Below are 18475 nucleotides of genomic sequence, written 5' to 3'. Positions count from 1 at the left end.
ACATATTCTTTAAAACAGCTGCTTTAAATCACTCATGATTTAAAATTAAGCTGCATCTGCATTTTCAATACTAAAATTAGCCGCCCACTCATTCAAAATGTCTTGATATGGCTGGATAAAGTTCTCTTCCGTCCATTTGCCCTGTTTAACCGCCAACTGACCACGTTCAACACGGTCATACACAATACGGGTTAATGAGTAATCGCCAAAGCTTAAGCTTGGTTGATACACTAAACCTGCTGTCGCATTGGTATTGTAAATTTCAGGACGGTAGATTTTTTGGAAGCTTTCCATGGTGCTGATCGCGCTGATCAGTTCGAAATCTGTATAGTCGCTGAGCAAGTTATTTGCTGAATAGAATGCCAATGGTGCAGTCGCATTTTCAGGTTTGAAGTAACGAACGCTTAAGCCCATTTTTGCAAAATAGTCATCGGTACGTGAATGGTCATCATTGGTGTATTCCACACCTAAGATCGGATGTACATTTGCAGTACGGTAATAAGTTTTTGTCGTTGAAACACTTAAGCAAATCACAGGCTGTTTTTTAAATTCAGCTTTGAATACGTCTGAATTGATCAAATGTTGATAAAGCTTGCCGTGTAAATCGCCAAAATCTTCAGGTTTTTCATTGAATTTGCAACCGAGTGCTGGTAATACTACGCTGAAGTCATAGTCACGTACATACGAAGAAAAACTGTTGCCAATCATGCCTTCAATGCGTTCATTGGTTTTATGGTCGATGATGGTACTTTTTAAAGTTTCAATAAACGGGAAAGTTTGACCGTTGCCTTCTACATCCAGCTCAGCAGAAATAATGTCAATTTCAAGTGAATAACGATCCGCATTTGGGTTATCACAGCTGGCCAAAGTGTTGAAGCGGTTATTAATCATTGCCAAGGTACGGCGCAAATTTTCTTCACGGTGCTCACCGCGCGCCAAGTTAGCAAAGTTCGTTGTTAGACGTGTATTGTCAGCTGGTTTATAGTTTTCATCAAAACGGATACGTTTGATTGAACATGCAAATTTATTACTCATGGAGATTCACAACCCTAAAATTAAAATAATCAAAATTTCTGTATGGAGTAATTTATACGTGAATCTTAAGATGAATAAAAATGATTTAAACTCAACACAAAGTGAGTGAAATTCATGTTTGGTAATTTTATAGGATGAATATATTTCAACTTGGCTCGATGAGAGCATTTTAAAAATAATCTGGATATAAATAATTTTAAATTAAATTAAATATAAACAATGCTTTATGATATTTTTTAATAAGTATTTATATCTATATTCTACTGACTTTTTAGGATAAAATGAAAATCATCGATAAGTATGTCCGCTTTTAGAATATGATTATTTATCGTTCTAAGTGAATTAAACTCAGCTTAAACTGAGAGAAGATCAAATTATTAACTGGTTTTTAATTTCTGATATTTAGTTACAAGTACCCAAATTTATCATTTAGATACTTGCCCTATTTTTGTAAACTACTATGCAATCACTTTAAAAAATAAAAGATTTATGCGCGACAATCCCTGTCATTGCTCCATCACCTACGGATAAAGCAACTGAACCACCTGAACGTGTGACATCACCGCAAGCATAAATTCCTTTAACATTTGTTTCTTTTGCTGGCGAAGTTTTAATGGCCTCGCCATATTCATTGCAGTCTATCTCTAAACCTAACTGCTGAATCCAGTTCGATTGCAAACGAGTAACAGTAGAAACAAATAAGCCATTCAATTTAATTCGTTCACCATCTGCCATTACAACGTCACAATGACCTTCAATATGGTCGATTTTACGCGTTTCGATCTGAATTTGACGTTTAGAAAGCTTCGCTAATAACTCATCATCCAATTGATCTACAGCAATTGCATCATTTAAAAATAAAGTAGTATTGCCCCAATCTGGCAACATTAACGCCATGTGCAATGAGTGCATACCCGACACTAACATGCCAATTTCACCTAAGTTCAGTTCATAACCATCACAATATGGGCAGTGATAAATAGATTGCCCCCAACGTTCGGCTAAACCATTCACTTGAGGAAATTCGTCACGTACGCCGGTGGCAATAATTATTTTTTCAGCTTGAATTTGCTGATCACCTGCGATAACTGAATATTTTCCATCAACTGCTTTTACATCTGTAACCGTTTCAGCAAGCCATGAAATCGTGGAATACTTTTCTAATTGTGCTTTAGCTTCTTCTGCAATAGCTCTAGGTGATCGGCCATCTTGCGTCAAAAAATTATGTGAATGTTCAGCAAAACGATTACGACGTTGCCCTGCATCAATAATTAAAATACGGCGGCGCGCACGTGCTAAAGGTAAAGCTGCAGAAAGCCCTGCATAACTGCCTCCAATAATCACAACTTCATAATTCATGTTCATAATCCCTAATATGTAACTTTTGAAGTTACTATATCATTTAATCCATGTATAAGAAACTTTTAATGTTACAATCTATCAATTTCTCCGATAATCAATTTCCTCATGCGTAAAGACAGTAAACTTTCACGAATGCTGCATGTCCTGCTACATATGGCGCGTGAAAATAAGCCTTTTACATCCGATCAGATTGCCGAAATGCTAGAAACAAACCCTGTTGTCGTACGTAGAACCATGTCGGGTTTAAAAAAGCATGGATATGTTGATTCTGAGAAAGGCCCAGGTGGTGGCTGGTGTTTGATTAAACCCCTGCATGACATTTCGCTGTATGACATTTACCTTGCTGTCGGTGAACCTTCAATTTTTGCGATAGGCAATGAACATTCAGCACCAGATTGCTTGGTAGAACTGGTGGTCAATCGGGCGCTTGATCATGCCTTTTTTGAAGCGCAAGAAGTGCTGATTAAAAACCTGAAAGCAACTCAATTAGACCAATTGGCACATGATTTTCAAATTGAATGGAATCAGCAAATGAACGTGAAATAAAATAAATAGATATACAAATTTGTTTCAATTTTAAGTCACTGTACTGAATCTGACTCAGCTCAAACTTAGAAAAAATCAGCATATTCGAGCTTTGACATGTCCATGAATCGCTAAAATATAAAGTTTATATTTATAGCTTATGATTATGTCTAACAAACTTGACCGTCAGAAACTGACGCTCCCAACAGGTCATGACAAGCTTTTATTGCATTCTTGCTGTGCGCCCTGTTCTGGCGAAGTCATGGAAACATTAATTGAATCAGGTATCGATTTTTCAATTTTCTTTTACAATCCCAATATTCATCCTGTGAAAGAATATGAAATCCGTAAAGAGGAAAATATCCGCTTTGCCGAGAAACATAACATTCCGTTTATTGACTCTGACTATGACACAGACAATTGGTTTGCTCGCGCTAAAGGTATGGAAAATGAGCCTGAAAAAGGCATTCGTTGCACGATGTGTTTTGATATGCGCTTCGAGCGTACTGCACTTTATGCGGCAGAACATGGTTTTAGCTTAATTAGTAGCTCACTGGGAATTTCACGCTGGAAAAATATGAAGCAGATTAATGACTGCGGGCATCGTTCAGCTTCACATTATGACGGAATAACCTATTGGGACTATAACTGGCGTAAAAATGGCGGTGCTGTACGTATGCTGGAAATCAGTAAAAAAGAAGAATTTTATCAGCAGGAATACTGCGGCTGTGTCTATTCACTGCGCGATACCAATCGCTGGCGCATGAGCCAAGGCCGTGACCGAATAAAATTAGGGGTGAAGTTTTATTCCAATGCGATGGATGAGGAAGCTTAAGTTCTGCACTTCGCTATCTTTCATTGATATTAATTTGATGTTGTTAAGCCCCGAAGAATTTACACTATTCAGGGCTTTTTTTGAATTACGTTTCAACTTATTTCAGTTCTTCAACCAATGTTGGATAGATTGATCCATCGACATCCATTTCGGTTTTATAAATGCCATTAGCAACATTAAATTTATTTACGTGGTAACTAGAGCCATAAATTGAGTCAAAACCTGTTCCTTTTTTAAAGACTTGTTTATTGGCAGCTAAATCCAGTAAATGTGTCCCTCCAATAAACTGTTCATATTGTGCAGGATCAACGCCAACACGGGTCGACATGATTTTCACTGCATCGGCATGCGTTGCAGGGTCGTTGATGTATTTAACCGTTTTATCCCAAACTTGAATGATTTTTTTCCATTCTTCTTTGTTGGCAGATAAATGCGTCATGTTGACGGTTAATGTGTCGTAAATCAGACCGGGTTTATCTTTCGATGTATAAATGATTTTAGAACCTGCTACCGCTTTCAAAGCTTGATTTGCGACCGGTTGCCACACGGCAATCGCTGCAATATCAGGACTTGCAAATACTTGTGGCAGCTCGTTGGTCATGGTGTTGACCAATTTCACTTCAGAAGCTTGAATTTTTGCATCATCCAACGCCGTCGTCAAAAGCAAATGATCAACCAAGCCTTTTTCTGTTGCGACACTTTTTCCTTTTAAATCAGTTAAGCTATTGATGCCATCTTTAGCAATGATGACATCATTACCCGCAGAATAGTCCGTCGCCATAATCATGACGCCTTTTGTGCCGCCAGAACCTGTGACTAAGTTGTCGCCATTGGTGACCAAAACGGCATCCAACTGATTTGCAGCAAATGCAGATAGTGAAGCTGAATAATCAAACCATTTAAAGTCCACATTGACACCGGCTTCTTTTAACCAGCCTTTTTCAATAGCAACTTGCCATGCGACAAAACCAGGCCAGTCGCTATAGCCGATCGTAATGGCTTTTGTATTGACTGTGCCTTCTGCTTGCGCGTTTGGTTCAGGTGTTTTGGCCGTATTGTCACAGCCACCCAGTAAGATAGCGGTCACAACGGATGCAGATAAGCAGGCTTTTTTGATCATAGTGAGATTTCCCCGATGGCATTACAGTTAAATTTGGTATTGGTGTTCAAAAACGATGGTGTATTCGGATTACTGACTGATTGAGCATTACGCTTTGCACGATTTGGTCTATCGTTGCCTGCATTGGCATTTGCTTGCTTTTGGTTTGTGATTTGATCTTTAAACTGATCTTGTGAACGGTATAATTGGCCCATTTTAAACTCCTAAATCCTTTGCATTTTGCGGAATTGGCGGCATTACAGCGTCCATCAACTCCAAATGTCCTTTAATCACACCTTTAAGTGCTGAAAAATGCTGACTGATAACTTTGAGCTCTGAACTGACGCCTTGCAGAATCATGACTTCTAAAATTTTGTGGTCATCGAGTTGAATATGCAGCGAACTCACCACTTGTTCTAAAAACTGCTGCTGTAAATCTAAAAGCTGAATACGTAGCGCCGTACTACTTGCGTCATAAAGTAAGGTAAACGTGCCGACCATCACTTCGTTGCGCAGCTCCTGATCGGCAATCAGATGCTTATTGATCATGTCGACAATGGCCTGAGAACGGCTTTCATAATGCTGATCGACAATTTTTTGATCCAAAGCATCGACTGTTTTTTCAGGCACTGTAATACTGATACGCGCCAGCTTTTGTTTAGGCACTGTTTTTCCTTATTTTTTTTGCTGAATATAGAAACCCGCACGGGCGCTCAGTAGTTCAATAAATAAATGCTTTAATTGATGCAGAAATGTTGCAGATTGATGGCGGTTCATATGCATCTCCTGTTTAAGTAATACAAAATATTTATTTCGTAATATCGATAGAAATGCAGAATCTGTGCCAAGTGAGAAATACAAAAAATGATCGATTTTTTGGACTTTTAACTTTCTTTTAGATTTTACTGTTCATCATTTGTGCAATAAATGCACTAATAGCGACTTATTTGCACTATTGCTGTGATGTGTCATTTGATGAAGGACCATTTATTAAGGGCGTTGTTCTTAAGCAAGAGCATTGACCGACATGTAACAAACTCGAAGTTCAATTTATTTCATCAACATTGAACATCATTTATACTGATTGATCATTCTATTCATCACTCAACGCCTATGAAGTATTTCAGCTGCGCGGTATGTTCTAACCAAATCTTTTTTGCCAATTCACACTGTGTCAATTGTCAGACTGCGCTGGGTTATATTGCCTCTGAAAAGCAAATGGGCTGTTTTGAACAGCACAGCAGTACGCTATGGCTTACGTTAAATCCTGAAATAAAGGGAAAACGCTTTAAACCTTGTCATAATTATCAGCATCATCAGGTATGTAACTGGATGGTGCCTGCCGACAGTGAAGAAATTTACTGTGAATCCTGCCTGCTCACACACACCATTCCCAACTTAGATAACCCAGACCATATTGTGTACTGGGCACGATTGGAACATGCTAAACGGCGTTTTTTGTATTTAATGCAGCAGCTCAATACCATGCCGCGTCCTAAACGCAGCCAAGATGACCGTTTTGGACTTCGTTTTGATTTTCTGATGCCAACAGAAAATACACCTGTTATGACCGGTCATGCCAATGGAATTATTACCTTAAATGCCAGTGAAGCAGATGTGATTTACCGCGAAACAACGCGTATAAAAATGGGTGAAAACTACCGCACGCTTTTAGGTCATTTCAGACATGAAAGCGGTCATTATTATTTTGATTTGATTAAACATTTACACCCAGAACTGATTGATGAATTTCGGGAACTGTTTGGTGATGAACGGCAAGATTATGCTGAAGCGTTGAGACGGCATTATAATGACGGCGCGCCGCAGAATTGGGCGGATTGCTATGTCAGTTCTTATGCCAGTACGCACCCTTGGGAAGATTGGGCGGAAACATGGGCGCATTATCTGCACATGATGGACACTCTGGAAACCGCCTACTATGCCGGATTAGTGGTCAAAACCAATAAGTCGGATCTGAATAATTTAGAATTAAAAGAAAACCCGATTGGCGCTCAGAATTTTGATCTTTTGCTGCAGCACTGGATGACGTTGACTTTTAACTTAAATGCATTGAACCGCAGCATGGGGCTAGATGATGCATATCCATTTACATTATCGAATCCAGTATTGGATAAATTGCGGTTTATTCATCATAAACTGCTCAATATGACACTTAAAAAATCAGCAGCACAATTAGATTAAATAAAACAAAGGATATAACTTCGATTTCTATTTCAACGCTATATTTAACTCATACTGACTTATAGGTTGATCAGAAAAAAATTTAAATAGACCTTTATTTTAAATTTTCAATTCCTATGAAACATTTTCATAACCTATCAAATAAACAATAGTCACCAATCAATAAACTCTATAAATAGATCTCTTTCATAAATCAAAAAACGATCTTCTTTTTGGTTAATATTTGCACTCCGGATTTCTTAGCATTCGTGCATAATCTGCGGATGAAATACATCGATTCAAACAAGCTTTCTGATCCTCAGTTCAAGCGATACACAGGCATCTCATGGTCAACTTTCTATTTGATGGTTGAGCAATTGAAGAAACATGTCCCTGCCAAAGGCAGACCGCCCAAGTTAAGCCTGGAAGACCAGGTTCTGCTCTGTCTAACCTATTGGCGGGAATACCGAACCTTATTTCACGTTGCGACGAGCTACGGGGTTTCAGAGCCCACAGCCTCAAGAATTGTCCGTCATGTTGAAGACTGCCTGATTCGGTCCAATCTCTTTAATTTACCCAAAGATTTACCCGAGGGCGAAGGCATCGATTGGAATGTTGTGATCGTGGATGCCACAGAAATTCCAATCCAAAGGCCTAAAAAAACAGAAGAAAAGCTATAGCGGCAAGAAAAAGACCCACACTTTCAAAGTACAGGCCATCATTCATTATCAAACTCAAAAAATCCTGAGTTTATGTACGAGTCGTGGTGCCTACATGATTTCGAACTCTTCAAACGTAACTTGAATCAGATTCCTGCAGGTGCATTTATCCTTGCGGATAAGGGTTATCAGGGAATTTATACAGTGTATCCAAATAGCTTGTTGCCATTAAAAGCAAAGAAGCGCTGTAAACTGGATTCCGAACTAAAAATCTATAATCAGGAAATCAATAAAAGAAGAATTGGAATTGAGCATGTATTTGGCAGTTTGAAAACCTTCAAAATTCTTGCTGAGCGATATCGCAATCGAGGCAAAAGACTAGCATTAAGATTCAATCTAATTGCTGGAATTTATAACTTGGAGCTGAGTGAAAAATGACTTATGAAAGAAATCTAATACAAATTCTATTAAAATTTAACATTCCATTCATATTTTCTATTAGGTAACCATTGTCACCCTATATATTAAATAATAAACTAAATAATAATCGTTTTCATTTATGAAATAAAATGTCATCTCACAAAAGCCCTGTTTTTAAATTATCACTCATCAGTTTAGCTATACTTTCCCATCAAAGTTATGCTGAGACATCCCAGCAGCTCCCGACCATAACTATTGCTGTCGATCGTCAGCAAGCAACTGAAAGTTCAGAACAAAGCAAAGCTTATATTATTCAAAACTCTTCAACCGCATCTAAACTGGATATTGCACTGAAAGAAACTCCACAGACTGTCAATGTGGTTACACGCCAGCAACTAGATGATTTTGCACTGAATAACACACGAGACATACTGCGCAACACTCCTGGTGTAATTGTCGGCAATCAGGAAACCGAACGATCTTCCTATTTAGCACGTGGTTTTGAGATCTCGAATATCATGTTTGATGGTGTGGGCTTCCCGCTCAGCAGCTACAACTACAATAACGATAATCCAGACAGCTTTTTATTTGACAGAATTGAAGTGGTTAAAGGCTCTGATTCGTTAAACAATGGTATTGGCGATCCGGGTGCCAGCATTAATATGATTCGAAAACGTCCAGCACAGGAACTTCAAGCTTCCGTAAACGCAAGCTATGGTTCTTGGGATACTCAGCGTTATGAAGCGGATGTCTCCTCTCCCCTGAATCAAGATGGCACTGTTCGCGCGCGGGTATTTGGTTTTGAGCAAAAAGGCGGCAGTTATTTAGACCACTATGAATTAGAGAAAAATGGCTTTGGCGCAGTCTTTGCTGCTGATCTTACAGACAGCACAACATTAACTGCCGGATACACCGAAACCAACCATAAACCGAATGGCAATAACTGGGGCTCAAATCCGCTGATCACGACCGAGGGTAAGCAGCTCGATTTTCCACGCAGTTACACTTACAGCCCAGACTGGACCTATTGGAATACCAATGTCAAAAATTACTTCGCCGAAATAGAACAAAAACTGGGCGGAGATTGGAAAGCTAAACTGGTTTATGATGAAAAGCAGACCACTCGCGACTCAAAACTTCTCTATTTATTAGGTAATCCAAGTGCTGATGGCACATCAGGTGTCTATTTATGGCCAGGCATGTACGCAGACGATGACAAAGAACGTCAAGCCAGTCTCAATTTCAGCGGGACCTATCCTTTATGGGGGCAACGCCATGAAGCCTCATTTGGCTATTCATGGGCAGACAACAACATGAATGAAATTGCGCATGGCGGTAGTTATACTAACCCAATAACATCTGACTTAGCCAGTTTGACGCCAGATGAACCTGATTGGGATATGTCTACAATTACGGGTGAAACACATACCAAGCAAAAAAACCGCAGTCTGTATGCCGCAACCCGCCTGCATTTAAATGATGATCTCAAGCTACTTGTAGGTGCTAATTATGTTCAAGCGCAAAGCAAAGGCAGCAGTTATGGCACCGACATGTTTTATGATGAAAGCAAAGTATTGCCATATGCAGGTTTGACCTACAACTTTACGCCTGAATATACAGGCTACATGAGCTATACCTCAATTTTCCGCCCGCAAACAACAAAAGCGCTCGATGGCAGCATCAATAAACCGATTGAAGGTGAAAGCTATGAAATAGGGATTAAGAGTTCATGGCTAGATGATAAGTTAACTGCAACTATGGCCGTTTTCCGTACAGAAGAAAGCAACTACCCGCTTCGCAACTCAGATGGCATCCCGACTTTACGTAAAACTGAGGTCAGTGATCTGCGCTCGCAAGGCTATGAATTTGGCTTGGCTGGGCAACTCACAGATCATTTAAATCTAAGTTTCGGCTATACCCAATTTAGCCTTAAAGATTTAATTAACGGCGGTGATGCTCGTACCTTCAACCCTACACAAGCCATTAATTTATTGACAACTTATCAAGTCCCGCAGCTCCCAAAATTAAAACTCGGTTTCGGATTGCAATGGCAAGACAAGACCTATTTAGATGTTCCTGAAGCCAGCTCTAATGGCACTATTACACAAAAAGCGGGTGTGATTGAGCAGGATGCCTATGCCTTGCTGAATGCCATGGTCAGCTATGAGGTGAATGATCATCTGACTATTCAAGCGAATGGCAACAACCTGACCAATGAAAAATATCTCTATAGTTTTCCTGACCAGCAAGGTTTTTACGGCGCGCCAGCAAATTACAGCGTAGCACTCAGATTTAAATATTAATTCCATACAGGCCTTAAGTATTTGCCTTAAGGCCGTTCACAGATTTTCAATATTGCAGGATGAATCATGAAAAAAATCTTTGCGCTTTGCACTGGTCTCACATTCACACTCTCCGCACAAGCGCATATGCTTTGGCTGGAACGCGATGCAGATGATCAAACCCGTGCCTACTTTGGCGAATACAGCGAACAGGTGAAAGAAACACAAGATACATCTCTCAAATCATTTAATTCAGCCGTGGCAGAGCAAAATAAACAGAAGCTCAAGGCCAAGGTTCAGTCCGATCATCTTGCCTATGCCTCCAAAGGCGCGGCTGATGTAAAACTCAGCAGTGAACTGATGTATGGTGAAGCACTGCTCTCTTACCATGCGAAAGCGGGAAGATCAGATTTAAAAGCAGTTTCTGAACTGGATATTGTTCCTGTTCAAGCCAACAGCAATACATTCGCTGTATTTTATCAAGGCAAACCTGCAGCTGGACTGGAACTGACTGTATTTTCCCCTCAATTTTGGCAAAAGAAATATACTGCCAATTCTCAAGGCCAAATCACCATAGATACGCCTTGGAAAGGCCAATATGTAATTGAAGTCAGCAAAGAGTCTGACAAAGTAGGAAAATTTAATCAGCAAAATTACAGCAAGCAGTATTTGGTCACAACTCTAAGTTTTATTCAGTAAGTTCGGCCAATAATTGCCTGATTGATCCTCTCGTTTAGGCTTGCAGGATCAATCTGTTTTCACATCAAGTAAATTAAAACGACTCAGCATGATCTCTGTTCCCCAGCCACTCATCCTTCTTTACCGGCTATTGCTGACCTTTGGCATAGGCTTCTTGTGCTGCGCATTAGTGGCGCTGAATTTAACCCAATTGTTCAGCACATTTTTACCTAAAGCAGAATCGGTATTTCTTGCAGGTTTTTGCGCATTCATTTTTTATACCTGCTTCGTCATCTGTGCATTTTGTACACCACATATCAAACGCTTTTCTGTTATCAGCATCGCTTTTTTATTCGGGCTATTTTTACTTGACCATTCCATAGGCTAATTCATGCATAAATCTGTACGCCAATCGATGGCATGGCTTCATTCATGGATTGGACTGCTCTTTGGCTGGCTGTTATTTGCGATTTTTTTAACAGGATCCGTCACATATTACCGCCAAGAAATCAGTCTATGGATGCAACCACAATTTGCAAGTATGCAAGTTAATCAGCAAACTGCTGTTGAAACTGCAGTCAGCTATCTGCAAAAAAATGCGCCTGATGCTAAAAGTTGGTACATCGGGGTTGCAAATCAAAGCATGCCCGTGAATAAAATTTACTGGCAAAAGGCAGATGGCGGATATGACAGTAAAACCTTAGATGCAGCCACAGGTAAAGAAATGGCCGCATCTACAACTCAAGGCGGAGATTTCTTTTACAGTTTTCACTTTCAGCTCTACGGTGTGCCCTATTATATTGGCAGGCTGATTACGACCATCGCGGCGTTTATTATGCTGATTACGCTCATTTCAGGAGTGATAACGCATAAAAAAATATTGACCGATTTTTTCACTTTAAGAGCCTTTAAAGGACAACGATCATATTTAGATTTTCATAATGTTTCTGCTGTTGTCGCACTTCCCTTTTTTTTGACTATAACTTTTACTGGTTTAGCCATTTTTTTCTATGTTTTGTTGCCATCTGGTATGAAAAAAATCTATCCAGATAATCCATTTCAATATTTTGAAGAAATTCGTACCACAGTAACTATGCCTCATCAAACTACAATAAATAAAGCAGAGATGAAGTCAATTCATTATTTTTTAAATACAGCACGGCAGCAGTGGGGAAATTCGGCTATTGAAAATATAACTATCCAACAACCCAATACTACCCAATCGCGGCTCACCATTACCGAATTGAAAGATCAATCAATTACTCGAAATCAAGCGCAAATAACCTTTAATGCTGCCAATGGCAAAATGTTGGGCTCAACACGGAATACCAGTGCCATCGCAACACTCAATGCAGGTGTATATGGGCTACATATGGCAAAGTTTGCTCAGCCTGCATTACGTTTGGGCTTTTTCTTTTCTGGCATTTTAGGCTGTGCCATGATTGCTTCAGGCCTTTTGCTGTGGAGTTTAAAACGACAAATGCAAAGGAAATCGGAAAGTTTTCATCTGGGCCACTATGTAGTGAACCGTCTCAATATTGCGGCTATTCTTGGGCTCCCGCTGTCTATGCTGGCCTACTTATATGCAAACCGAGTGATGCAAGGTCATAGCAGTGTCGCAACTTATGAAGTTTACGCATTTTTTGGCATTTGGCTTAGTAGTTTAATTACAAGCTTAGTTATGCCACAACGCATGCTTTGGAAAATGCAGCTTAAAATTTTTATTCTTGGCGCCCTGCTGCTACCGATCATTAATATTTACTATTTAATTTCACATGGCTACATCCATTCATGGGCTCAATATTGGACCTTTTTGAGAGTAGATCTCATGATTTTAATTTTTGGACTGTTGGCCTTATTTTTACATCAAAATATTGTGCCCATTCAACAAAGGGCCGTAGATAAAATTAAACGTAAACAGCAGGCTGTACTGGAGAACATCTAAACATGCATTTGATTTTTGGTTTTATGTTGATTGTCATTGCGCTTTGGTGCTTTTATCAAGTGAGTGCAAAACGTTTAGTACACACCCAAAAAACTCAGCTGGCTTGGATGGCTCGTTCTCCACTATTAACCAAATTAGTAGCAAGCCTATGTTTGCTCATAGCACTGTTTGTATTTGCTCAACCTTATGGCAACAGCATTAGTATTATTGCACTTTGTATTTTTACCGCACCGCTTTTATTTGCATTTATCCTAAAAGTGAATAATTTAAAATCAACAAAATAGCTTAAAGCACTTGTTATAAACAATAATATTTATAACAAGTGCTTAGGTATATAGGTCGTTTACTTTAGACGTCTAATGAATAATAAATTCTGCTAAACAAACTTTTCTACTTTATATCTTTAAGCCACTGGAGCTAAAGTAAACAACACCTGCCCCGTTTTCACTGTTTGCCCTTTTTCAATGGTAATTTCAGAAACCATCATACGTTCAGGCGCAATAATCGGAATTTCAATCTTCATCGCTTCAATCACCACAAGCGTTGCACCTTCTTCCACAATATCACCTGACTTGCATTCAATTTTCCAAATACTTCCCGGCATGTGTGATTCCACCGCACAACCACCTTCAGGAATTTGAACATCACTATCATCTATCACAGCATCTAAGCTTTCAGAAACATACTCTGCAAGCCCAGCTTCATGCCAACGACGACGTTCTTCATCAAAATTGGCTTGTTGGATGGATTTAAATGCTGAGATTGATTCTGCATTTTCAATCAAGAAGTCATTGTATTCTTTTAGGTTCAGTATACCTTCTTCCACACGCAGTTTTAAACGACCTGCTTTAAAGTCCTCACGCATTTGCATGAGTTCAGTTTCAGAGACTTCATAAAACTTGATTTGGTCAAAGAAGCGTAGTAACCACGGCATACCTTGCTCAAAGTCAGGGTTTTTACGGTAACGAGACCACATTTGCGTGGTACGACCCACAAACTGATAACCCCCAGGACCTTCCATACCGTACACGCACATATACGCACCGCCAATACCGACAGCATTTTCAGGCGTCCAAGTACGCGCAGGATTGTATTTAGTCGTCACTAAGCGCTGACGAGGATCAAGTGGTGTTGCCACAGGTGCTCCAAGGTAAACATCACCTAAACCCATGACCAAATAACTTGCGTCATAAACCACATCTTTGACGGCTTGTTTGTCTTTTAAACCATTAATACGACGGATAAACTCAATATTGTCAGGACACCATGGTGCATCTGGACGTACTGTTTGCATATAACGCTCAGTTGCCAGTTGCGTTTGTGAATCTTCCCAAGCCAGTGGTAAATACACAGTCCGTGACGGTACTTGCATTTGGGTCACATCAGGCAGCTCAGCTTCAGCGACTTGCAGTAAACGCAATAAATCCAATTGATCAAGCTTGATCGAATCAAAATGAATTTGCAGTGAACGAATCCCCGGTGTGAGATCAATAATCCCTGTGATATTTTGCTTTTGAACCCATTGCATGAGTGCATGAATACGGAAACGTAAGTTCAGATCTAAAACTAACTCACCATATTCCACCAACATGTAGTTGTTGCCCGCAGGACGATACACCACATCCGGCAAGCCATTCTGACCTTTTAAAGTATCAAGCACCGCGTTTTTTAAGGTGGAAAGTTCAGGATAAAATGACTCATCAAATGCCACAGCCTGCGTATCAGATACTTCTAATTGCGCATGATATTTTTCATTTAAAAGTTTCGCTTGATGATAACTCACAGGTATAAATCTGACTTTGTCTCCTGCTTTCAATTGACCAAGTTTCCAAAGCTCAGAATTAATCACCACGGCAGGACAAACAAAGCCTCCTAAACTTGGACCATCTGGACCCAAGATAATCGGCATATCGCCCGTGAAATCAATCGCACCAATCGCGTAAGCATTGTCATGAATATTTGATGGATGCAAACCGGCTTCACCGCCATCCTCACGTGCCCATTCAGGTTTTGGACCAATCAAACGAATACCTGTACGGCTTGAGTTAAAGTGAATCTCAAAAGTATTGGCAAAGAAGGTATCAATGTCATTCTTGGTAAAGAAGTCTGGTGCACCATGCGGGCCGTACATCACCGCAATTTCCCATTCATGACTAAACGTTGGCACTTGTTCAGGCGCAAGTGCTGTCACTTGTTCAGATGTAAATGCCGTGATTGGCAACATATCTCCAATCAATAAATTACGACCAGCATGACCACCAAACTGACCAAGGGTAAAAGTCGCTTGTGAACCTAAATATTCAGGCACATTCAGACCACCTTTAATCCCGATATAGGTGCGACAACCTGTGGCGATTTTGCCACATTTTAAAATCTGACCTTTGCGCACATTCACGGTTTTCCACATTGGCACAGCCACACCATCAAGGGTTGATGGCATATCACCACCCGCCAATACAATTTGGCTATCACAGTGGAATTTTAAAGTCGGACCTTGTAGCGTACATTCTAAGCCTGTAGTGTTATAGGCATTACCAAGTAACTGGTTTGCGACATTCAGTGATAGTGGATCAATGGCACCTGATGGTGGCACACCGACATCCCAGTACCCCAAACGACCTGTGACATCTTGCACAGCAGTTTGAATGCCTGATTGCAACACTTCAATTTTTTGGGTTTTCCACTCAAATGTATTTAAGAATCGTGTGGTTTGCGTACCGGCTTTAAATACATCACAGTCGATAATATTTTGTAGATATTCAAGATTGGTTTCGATGCCTGCAACCGATGTTTTGGCAAGTGTTTCGGTCATTGCAGCAATTGCAGAGTCACGATCGTCCGAAGTCACAATAATTTTAGCAATCATCGGGTCATAAAATGATGAGACATTTGAACCGGTTTCTACCCAAGTTTCATTGCGTGCATTGGCATCAAACGCAACATGTGTCAGTAAACCAGCACTCGGTTGGAAGTTTTTAATTGGGTCTTCTGCATATAAACGTACTTGAATTGAATGACCTTTCGATTCAAGTTGTGCTGTTGGTGCAATCCAATCACCACTACCGAGAGTGATCATCCATTCCACAAGGTCTACACCAAACACTTGCTCTGTCACACCATGTTCAACTTGCAGGCGGGTATTCACTTCTAAGAAATAGAATTCCTGTGTGTCGGTATCCATCACAAACTCAACTGTACCTGCCGAACGGTAACTCACCGACTGCATGAGCCCAATCGCAACCGATTGAATATAGGCACGTTGCTCATCATTGATATGTGGTGCTGGCGTTTCTTCCACGACTTTTTGGTTACGACGTTGTACCGAACAATCACGCTCGCCAAGTGCCAAGACTAAGCCATTACCATCACCAAAAATTTGCACTTCGATATGACGGGCATTTTGTACAAATTTCTCAAGGTACAAACCTGCATCTTTAAAGTTGGCTTGGGCAAGATATGACACTGTAGAATAAGCATCTTTCAGCTCTTCTTCATTCCACACCAAACGCATGCCAATACCGCCACCACCTGCGGTACTTTTCAGCATCACAGGATAACCAATACGATTGGCTTCAAGCAGTGCTTCAGCTTCATCTGCCAAAAGCTGACTGCCCGGAAGAAGCGGTACATTGGCTTGAATCGCAAGTTCACGCGCCGTATGTTTTAAGCCAAATGATTTCATTTGTGCCGAATTTGGCCCTAAAAATACGATGCCTTGCGCTTCACAGAGATCACAAAATTCAGCATTTTCAGACAAGAAACCATAGCCCGGATGAATCGCTTCAGCACCTGTTTGTTTTGCGACTTCTAAAATTTTATCGACATTTAAATAACTTTGGCTGGCAGGACTATCACCAATAAATACCGCTTCATCCGCTAAGGTCACATGCAAAGAATCACGGTCTGCTTCGGAATATACAGCAACTGATTGAATGCCTAATTTTTTCAGTGTACGGATCACACGACAAGCGATTGCACCACGGTTGGCAATGAGGACTTTATTGAACATGGCATTACTCCTCGCCTTCACGAATGATCAATTGAATTTTTGTTGGGTTATAAGCATTACATGGGTTATTTAGTTGTGGACAATTGGAAATGAGGACAATTAAATCCATTTCGGCTTTAATTTCGACATATTTACCCGGCGCAGAAATACCGTCATCAAATTTCAAATGACCATCCGCAGTCACAGGTACATTCATAAAGAAGTTAATGTTTGGGCCAATATGGCGGACATTTAAGCCATGTTTTTTTGCTATCGGATGTTGTGACAACGCAATCATGAAATTATTACGGCAACTGTGCATTGGAAATTTGTCATGTGCATAGCGAACAGTGTTGCTTTCACATGAACATGCACCGCCTAAGGTGTCATGACGACCACAGTTGTCGTCATGGATGGTGGCAATTTTGTTGCCAAAGTTGGTATATAGCGCTGTGCCTTTTTCTAAATAGATCTGTTGGTTAATCGCTAAAGTATCCGTAGCGCTATAACGTTCTTCAGGGTTTTGGCTCGAGATAAATAGTGTATCCACCGCTTGATTGCCTTCGAGGTCAATGATACGGAAAAACTGCCCTTTTTTCACTTCGCACATCCATGCTTCACCGGCAGGACATACTTCGCTTAACACTGATTTTTCATGATTTTGTGTTGGATTTACTAATGCTGTCATGATCATTCCCCTCAAGCCGTTAAAGCGTAGTAGCGGTTATTATTTTGAAAAGCACGTTGATTTTGCGGGCAAGAATCACGGCATACATCTGTTTCAGCTAAAGGATTGGCTTTAAATAAGCTTAGTTGTACATCAGCAGGTTTATATTCTTCTGCTTGAGATAATCCATGTGGTGCACTAGATAAAAACACCAAACAATCCATTTCAAAGCGCAGTTCAATCACTTGATTTGTATTGTCCGAAGCAACATAACTTAAGTTACCGTTGTCATCAGGTTGAACTTTAGAGAATAAATTTAAGGTACTGCTGAGGTCAGTTGCAGATAAACCAAACTTGGTCATTTCAAGCAGCAAGCTATCCTTTCCGCTGCGGTACATATCGTTACGGGCATCTTGGAAAGTTTTGCTGCCGAATTGGTTTTCAATTTGCGATGCCGTACTTGGTGCACAAAAAGCATCATTCCAAGCGTGATCATCTTTCACAATCGAGATCATGGCACGGCCTAAATCCGATGCCAAAATATGACCTGTACTTAAATAAGCCGTGTGCTGCCCCTTAAGACTATCTGGCATGTTGTAACGTTCAAGCTTATCTTCACTATTTACACAGTACAGCGACACATTGGCATTTTGCCCTAGCGATTTAAGCTGTAATACTGCGCCACGCTGAATACGCGCTGACCAGTGGTGCCCACCCGGTAAAAGTTCAGTCCATAGTGCTTTATCTTCATGATAATGTGTTGTGCTCATTGCAGCCTCTGCCTAATTCTTAACTGTTT

The 18475-nt window shown here is 40.3% G+C and carries 18 protein-coding genes; 9 read left to right on the top strand and 9 right to left on the bottom strand.

The features are described 5' to 3' along the window. Positions 1-45 precede the first annotated feature (45 nt). A complete protein-coding gene (locus AC4CU0_RS07430; RefSeq protein WP_168377507.1) occupies positions 46-1035 on the bottom strand; it encodes a putative oxygenase MesX in 990 nt (329 codons plus the stop codon). 471 nt (positions 1036-1506) lie between these two features. Next, positions 1507-2394, bottom strand: coding sequence for an NAD(P)/FAD-dependent oxidoreductase (locus AC4CU0_RS07425; RefSeq protein WP_490742823.1), 888 nt, complete (start codon positions 2392-2394; stop codon positions 1507-1509). Between the two features lie 108 nt (positions 2395-2502). Here AC4CU0_RS07425 and AC4CU0_RS07420 point away from each other — a divergent pair, with 108 nt between their 5' ends. Both AC4CU0_RS07420 and AC4CU0_RS07415 read left to right on the top strand, forming a co-directional pair. Then, the gene (locus tag AC4CU0_RS07420; protein WP_490742822.1) at positions 2503-2943 is read left to right on the top strand and encodes an Rrf2 family transcriptional regulator; all 441 of its coding nucleotides are present in this window, start codon (positions 2503-2505) and stop codon (positions 2941-2943) included. A gap of 145 nt (positions 2944-3088) precedes the next feature. Beyond that, positions 3089-3757: an epoxyqueuosine reductase QueH gene (locus AC4CU0_RS07415; RefSeq protein WP_490742821.1), complete on the top strand. Its 669-nt coding sequence runs from the start codon at positions 3089-3091 to the stop codon at positions 3755-3757. Positions 3758-3854: 97 nt separating this feature from the next. Here AC4CU0_RS07415 and AC4CU0_RS07410 read toward each other — a convergent pair whose 3' ends face one another. The 3 genes from AC4CU0_RS07410 to AC4CU0_RS07400 are packed head-to-tail and all read right to left on the bottom strand — an operon-like array spanning position 3855 to position 5522. After that, positions 3855-4877, bottom strand: coding sequence for an ABC transporter substrate-binding protein (locus AC4CU0_RS07410; RefSeq protein WP_490742820.1), 1023 nt, complete (start codon positions 4875-4877; stop codon positions 3855-3857). Further along, complete coding sequence (locus AC4CU0_RS07405) at positions 4874-5071, bottom strand: hypothetical protein (RefSeq protein ID WP_490742819.1); 198 nt, start codon at positions 5069-5071, stop codon at positions 4874-4876. The genes AC4CU0_RS07410 and AC4CU0_RS07405 overlap by 4 nt, the downstream gene beginning before the upstream one ends. A gap of 1 nt (position 5072) precedes the next feature. Further along, complete coding sequence (locus AC4CU0_RS07400; RefSeq protein ID WP_180170063.1) at positions 5073-5522, bottom strand: CopG family ribbon-helix-helix protein; 450 nt, start codon at positions 5520-5522, stop codon at positions 5073-5075. Positions 5523-5969: 447 nt separating this feature from the next. Between AC4CU0_RS07400 and AC4CU0_RS07395 the strand changes: the two genes are divergently transcribed. From AC4CU0_RS07395 to AC4CU0_RS07375, 5 genes are all read left to right on the top strand, one after another. After that, positions 5970-7058: a zinc-binding metallopeptidase family protein gene (locus AC4CU0_RS07395; protein WP_490742818.1), complete on the top strand. Its 1089-nt coding sequence runs from the start codon at positions 5970-5972 to the stop codon at positions 7056-7058. A 263-nt stretch (positions 7059-7321) separates the two neighbouring features. Then, entirely contained in the window at positions 7322-7717 is a 396-nt protein-coding gene (locus tag AC4CU0_RS07390) for a transposase family protein (RefSeq protein WP_490742816.1), read from the top strand. 72 nt (positions 7718-7789) lie between these two features. Next, complete coding sequence (locus tag AC4CU0_RS07385) at positions 7790-8134, top strand: transposase family protein (protein WP_490742815.1); 345 nt, start codon at positions 7790-7792, stop codon at positions 8132-8134. Between the two features lie 131 nt (positions 8135-8265). Further along, positions 8266-10419, top strand: a complete 2154-nt coding sequence (locus tag AC4CU0_RS07380) for a TonB-dependent siderophore receptor (protein ID WP_490742814.1) — start codon at positions 8266-8268, stop codon at positions 10417-10419. 66 nt (positions 10420-10485) lie between these two features. Further along, entirely contained in the window at positions 10486-11097 is a 612-nt protein-coding gene (locus AC4CU0_RS07375; RefSeq protein ID WP_180088351.1) for a DUF4198 domain-containing protein, read from the top strand. 120 nt (positions 11098-11217) lie between these two features. Here the strand turns inward: AC4CU0_RS07375 and AC4CU0_RS07370 are convergent, their stop codons facing one another. After that, complete coding sequence (locus AC4CU0_RS07370; RefSeq protein ID WP_257220934.1) at positions 11218-11349, bottom strand: hypothetical protein; 132 nt, start codon at positions 11347-11349, stop codon at positions 11218-11220. 118 nt (positions 11350-11467) lie between these two features. Between AC4CU0_RS07370 and AC4CU0_RS07365 the strand changes: the two genes are divergently transcribed. Together AC4CU0_RS07365 and AC4CU0_RS07360 are read left to right on the top strand one after the other, a co-directional pair. After that, entirely contained in the window at positions 11468-13021 is a 1554-nt protein-coding gene (locus AC4CU0_RS07365; RefSeq protein ID WP_180115603.1) for a PepSY-associated TM helix domain-containing protein, read from the top strand. Between the two features lie 2 nt (positions 13022-13023). Then, the gene (locus tag AC4CU0_RS07360) at positions 13024-13305 is read left to right on the top strand and encodes a hypothetical protein (RefSeq protein ID WP_180088355.1); all 282 of its coding nucleotides are present in this window, start codon (positions 13024-13026) and stop codon (positions 13303-13305) included. A gap of 119 nt (positions 13306-13424) precedes the next feature. Here AC4CU0_RS07360 and uca read toward each other — a convergent pair whose 3' ends face one another. From uca to AC4CU0_RS07345, 3 genes are read right to left on the bottom strand one after another with little or no spacing between them, the layout of a single operon-like run. Further along, complete coding sequence (gene uca, locus AC4CU0_RS07355) at positions 13425-17030, bottom strand: urea carboxylase (RefSeq protein ID WP_490742812.1); 3606 nt, start codon at positions 17028-17030, stop codon at positions 13425-13427. Positions 17031-17034: 4 nt separating this feature from the next. Continuing rightward, positions 17035-17697 carry an urea amidolyase associated protein UAAP2 gene (locus AC4CU0_RS07350; protein ID WP_490742811.1) on the bottom strand — a complete coding sequence of 221 codons (663 nt, stop codon included), beginning with the start codon at positions 17695-17697 and terminating at the stop codon, positions 17035-17037. A gap of 11 nt (positions 17698-17708) precedes the next feature. After that, positions 17709-18446, bottom strand: a complete 738-nt coding sequence (locus tag AC4CU0_RS07345; protein WP_490742810.1) for an urea amidolyase associated protein UAAP1 — start codon at positions 18444-18446, stop codon at positions 17709-17711. Positions 18447-18475: the final 29 nt, after the last annotated feature.

The sequence above is a fragment of the Acinetobacter sp. LipI_15 genome (assembly GCF_058242865.1).
The sequence above is the reverse complement of the archived record's forward strand: the minus strand, read 5'-3'. Positions and strand labels throughout refer to the sequence as shown.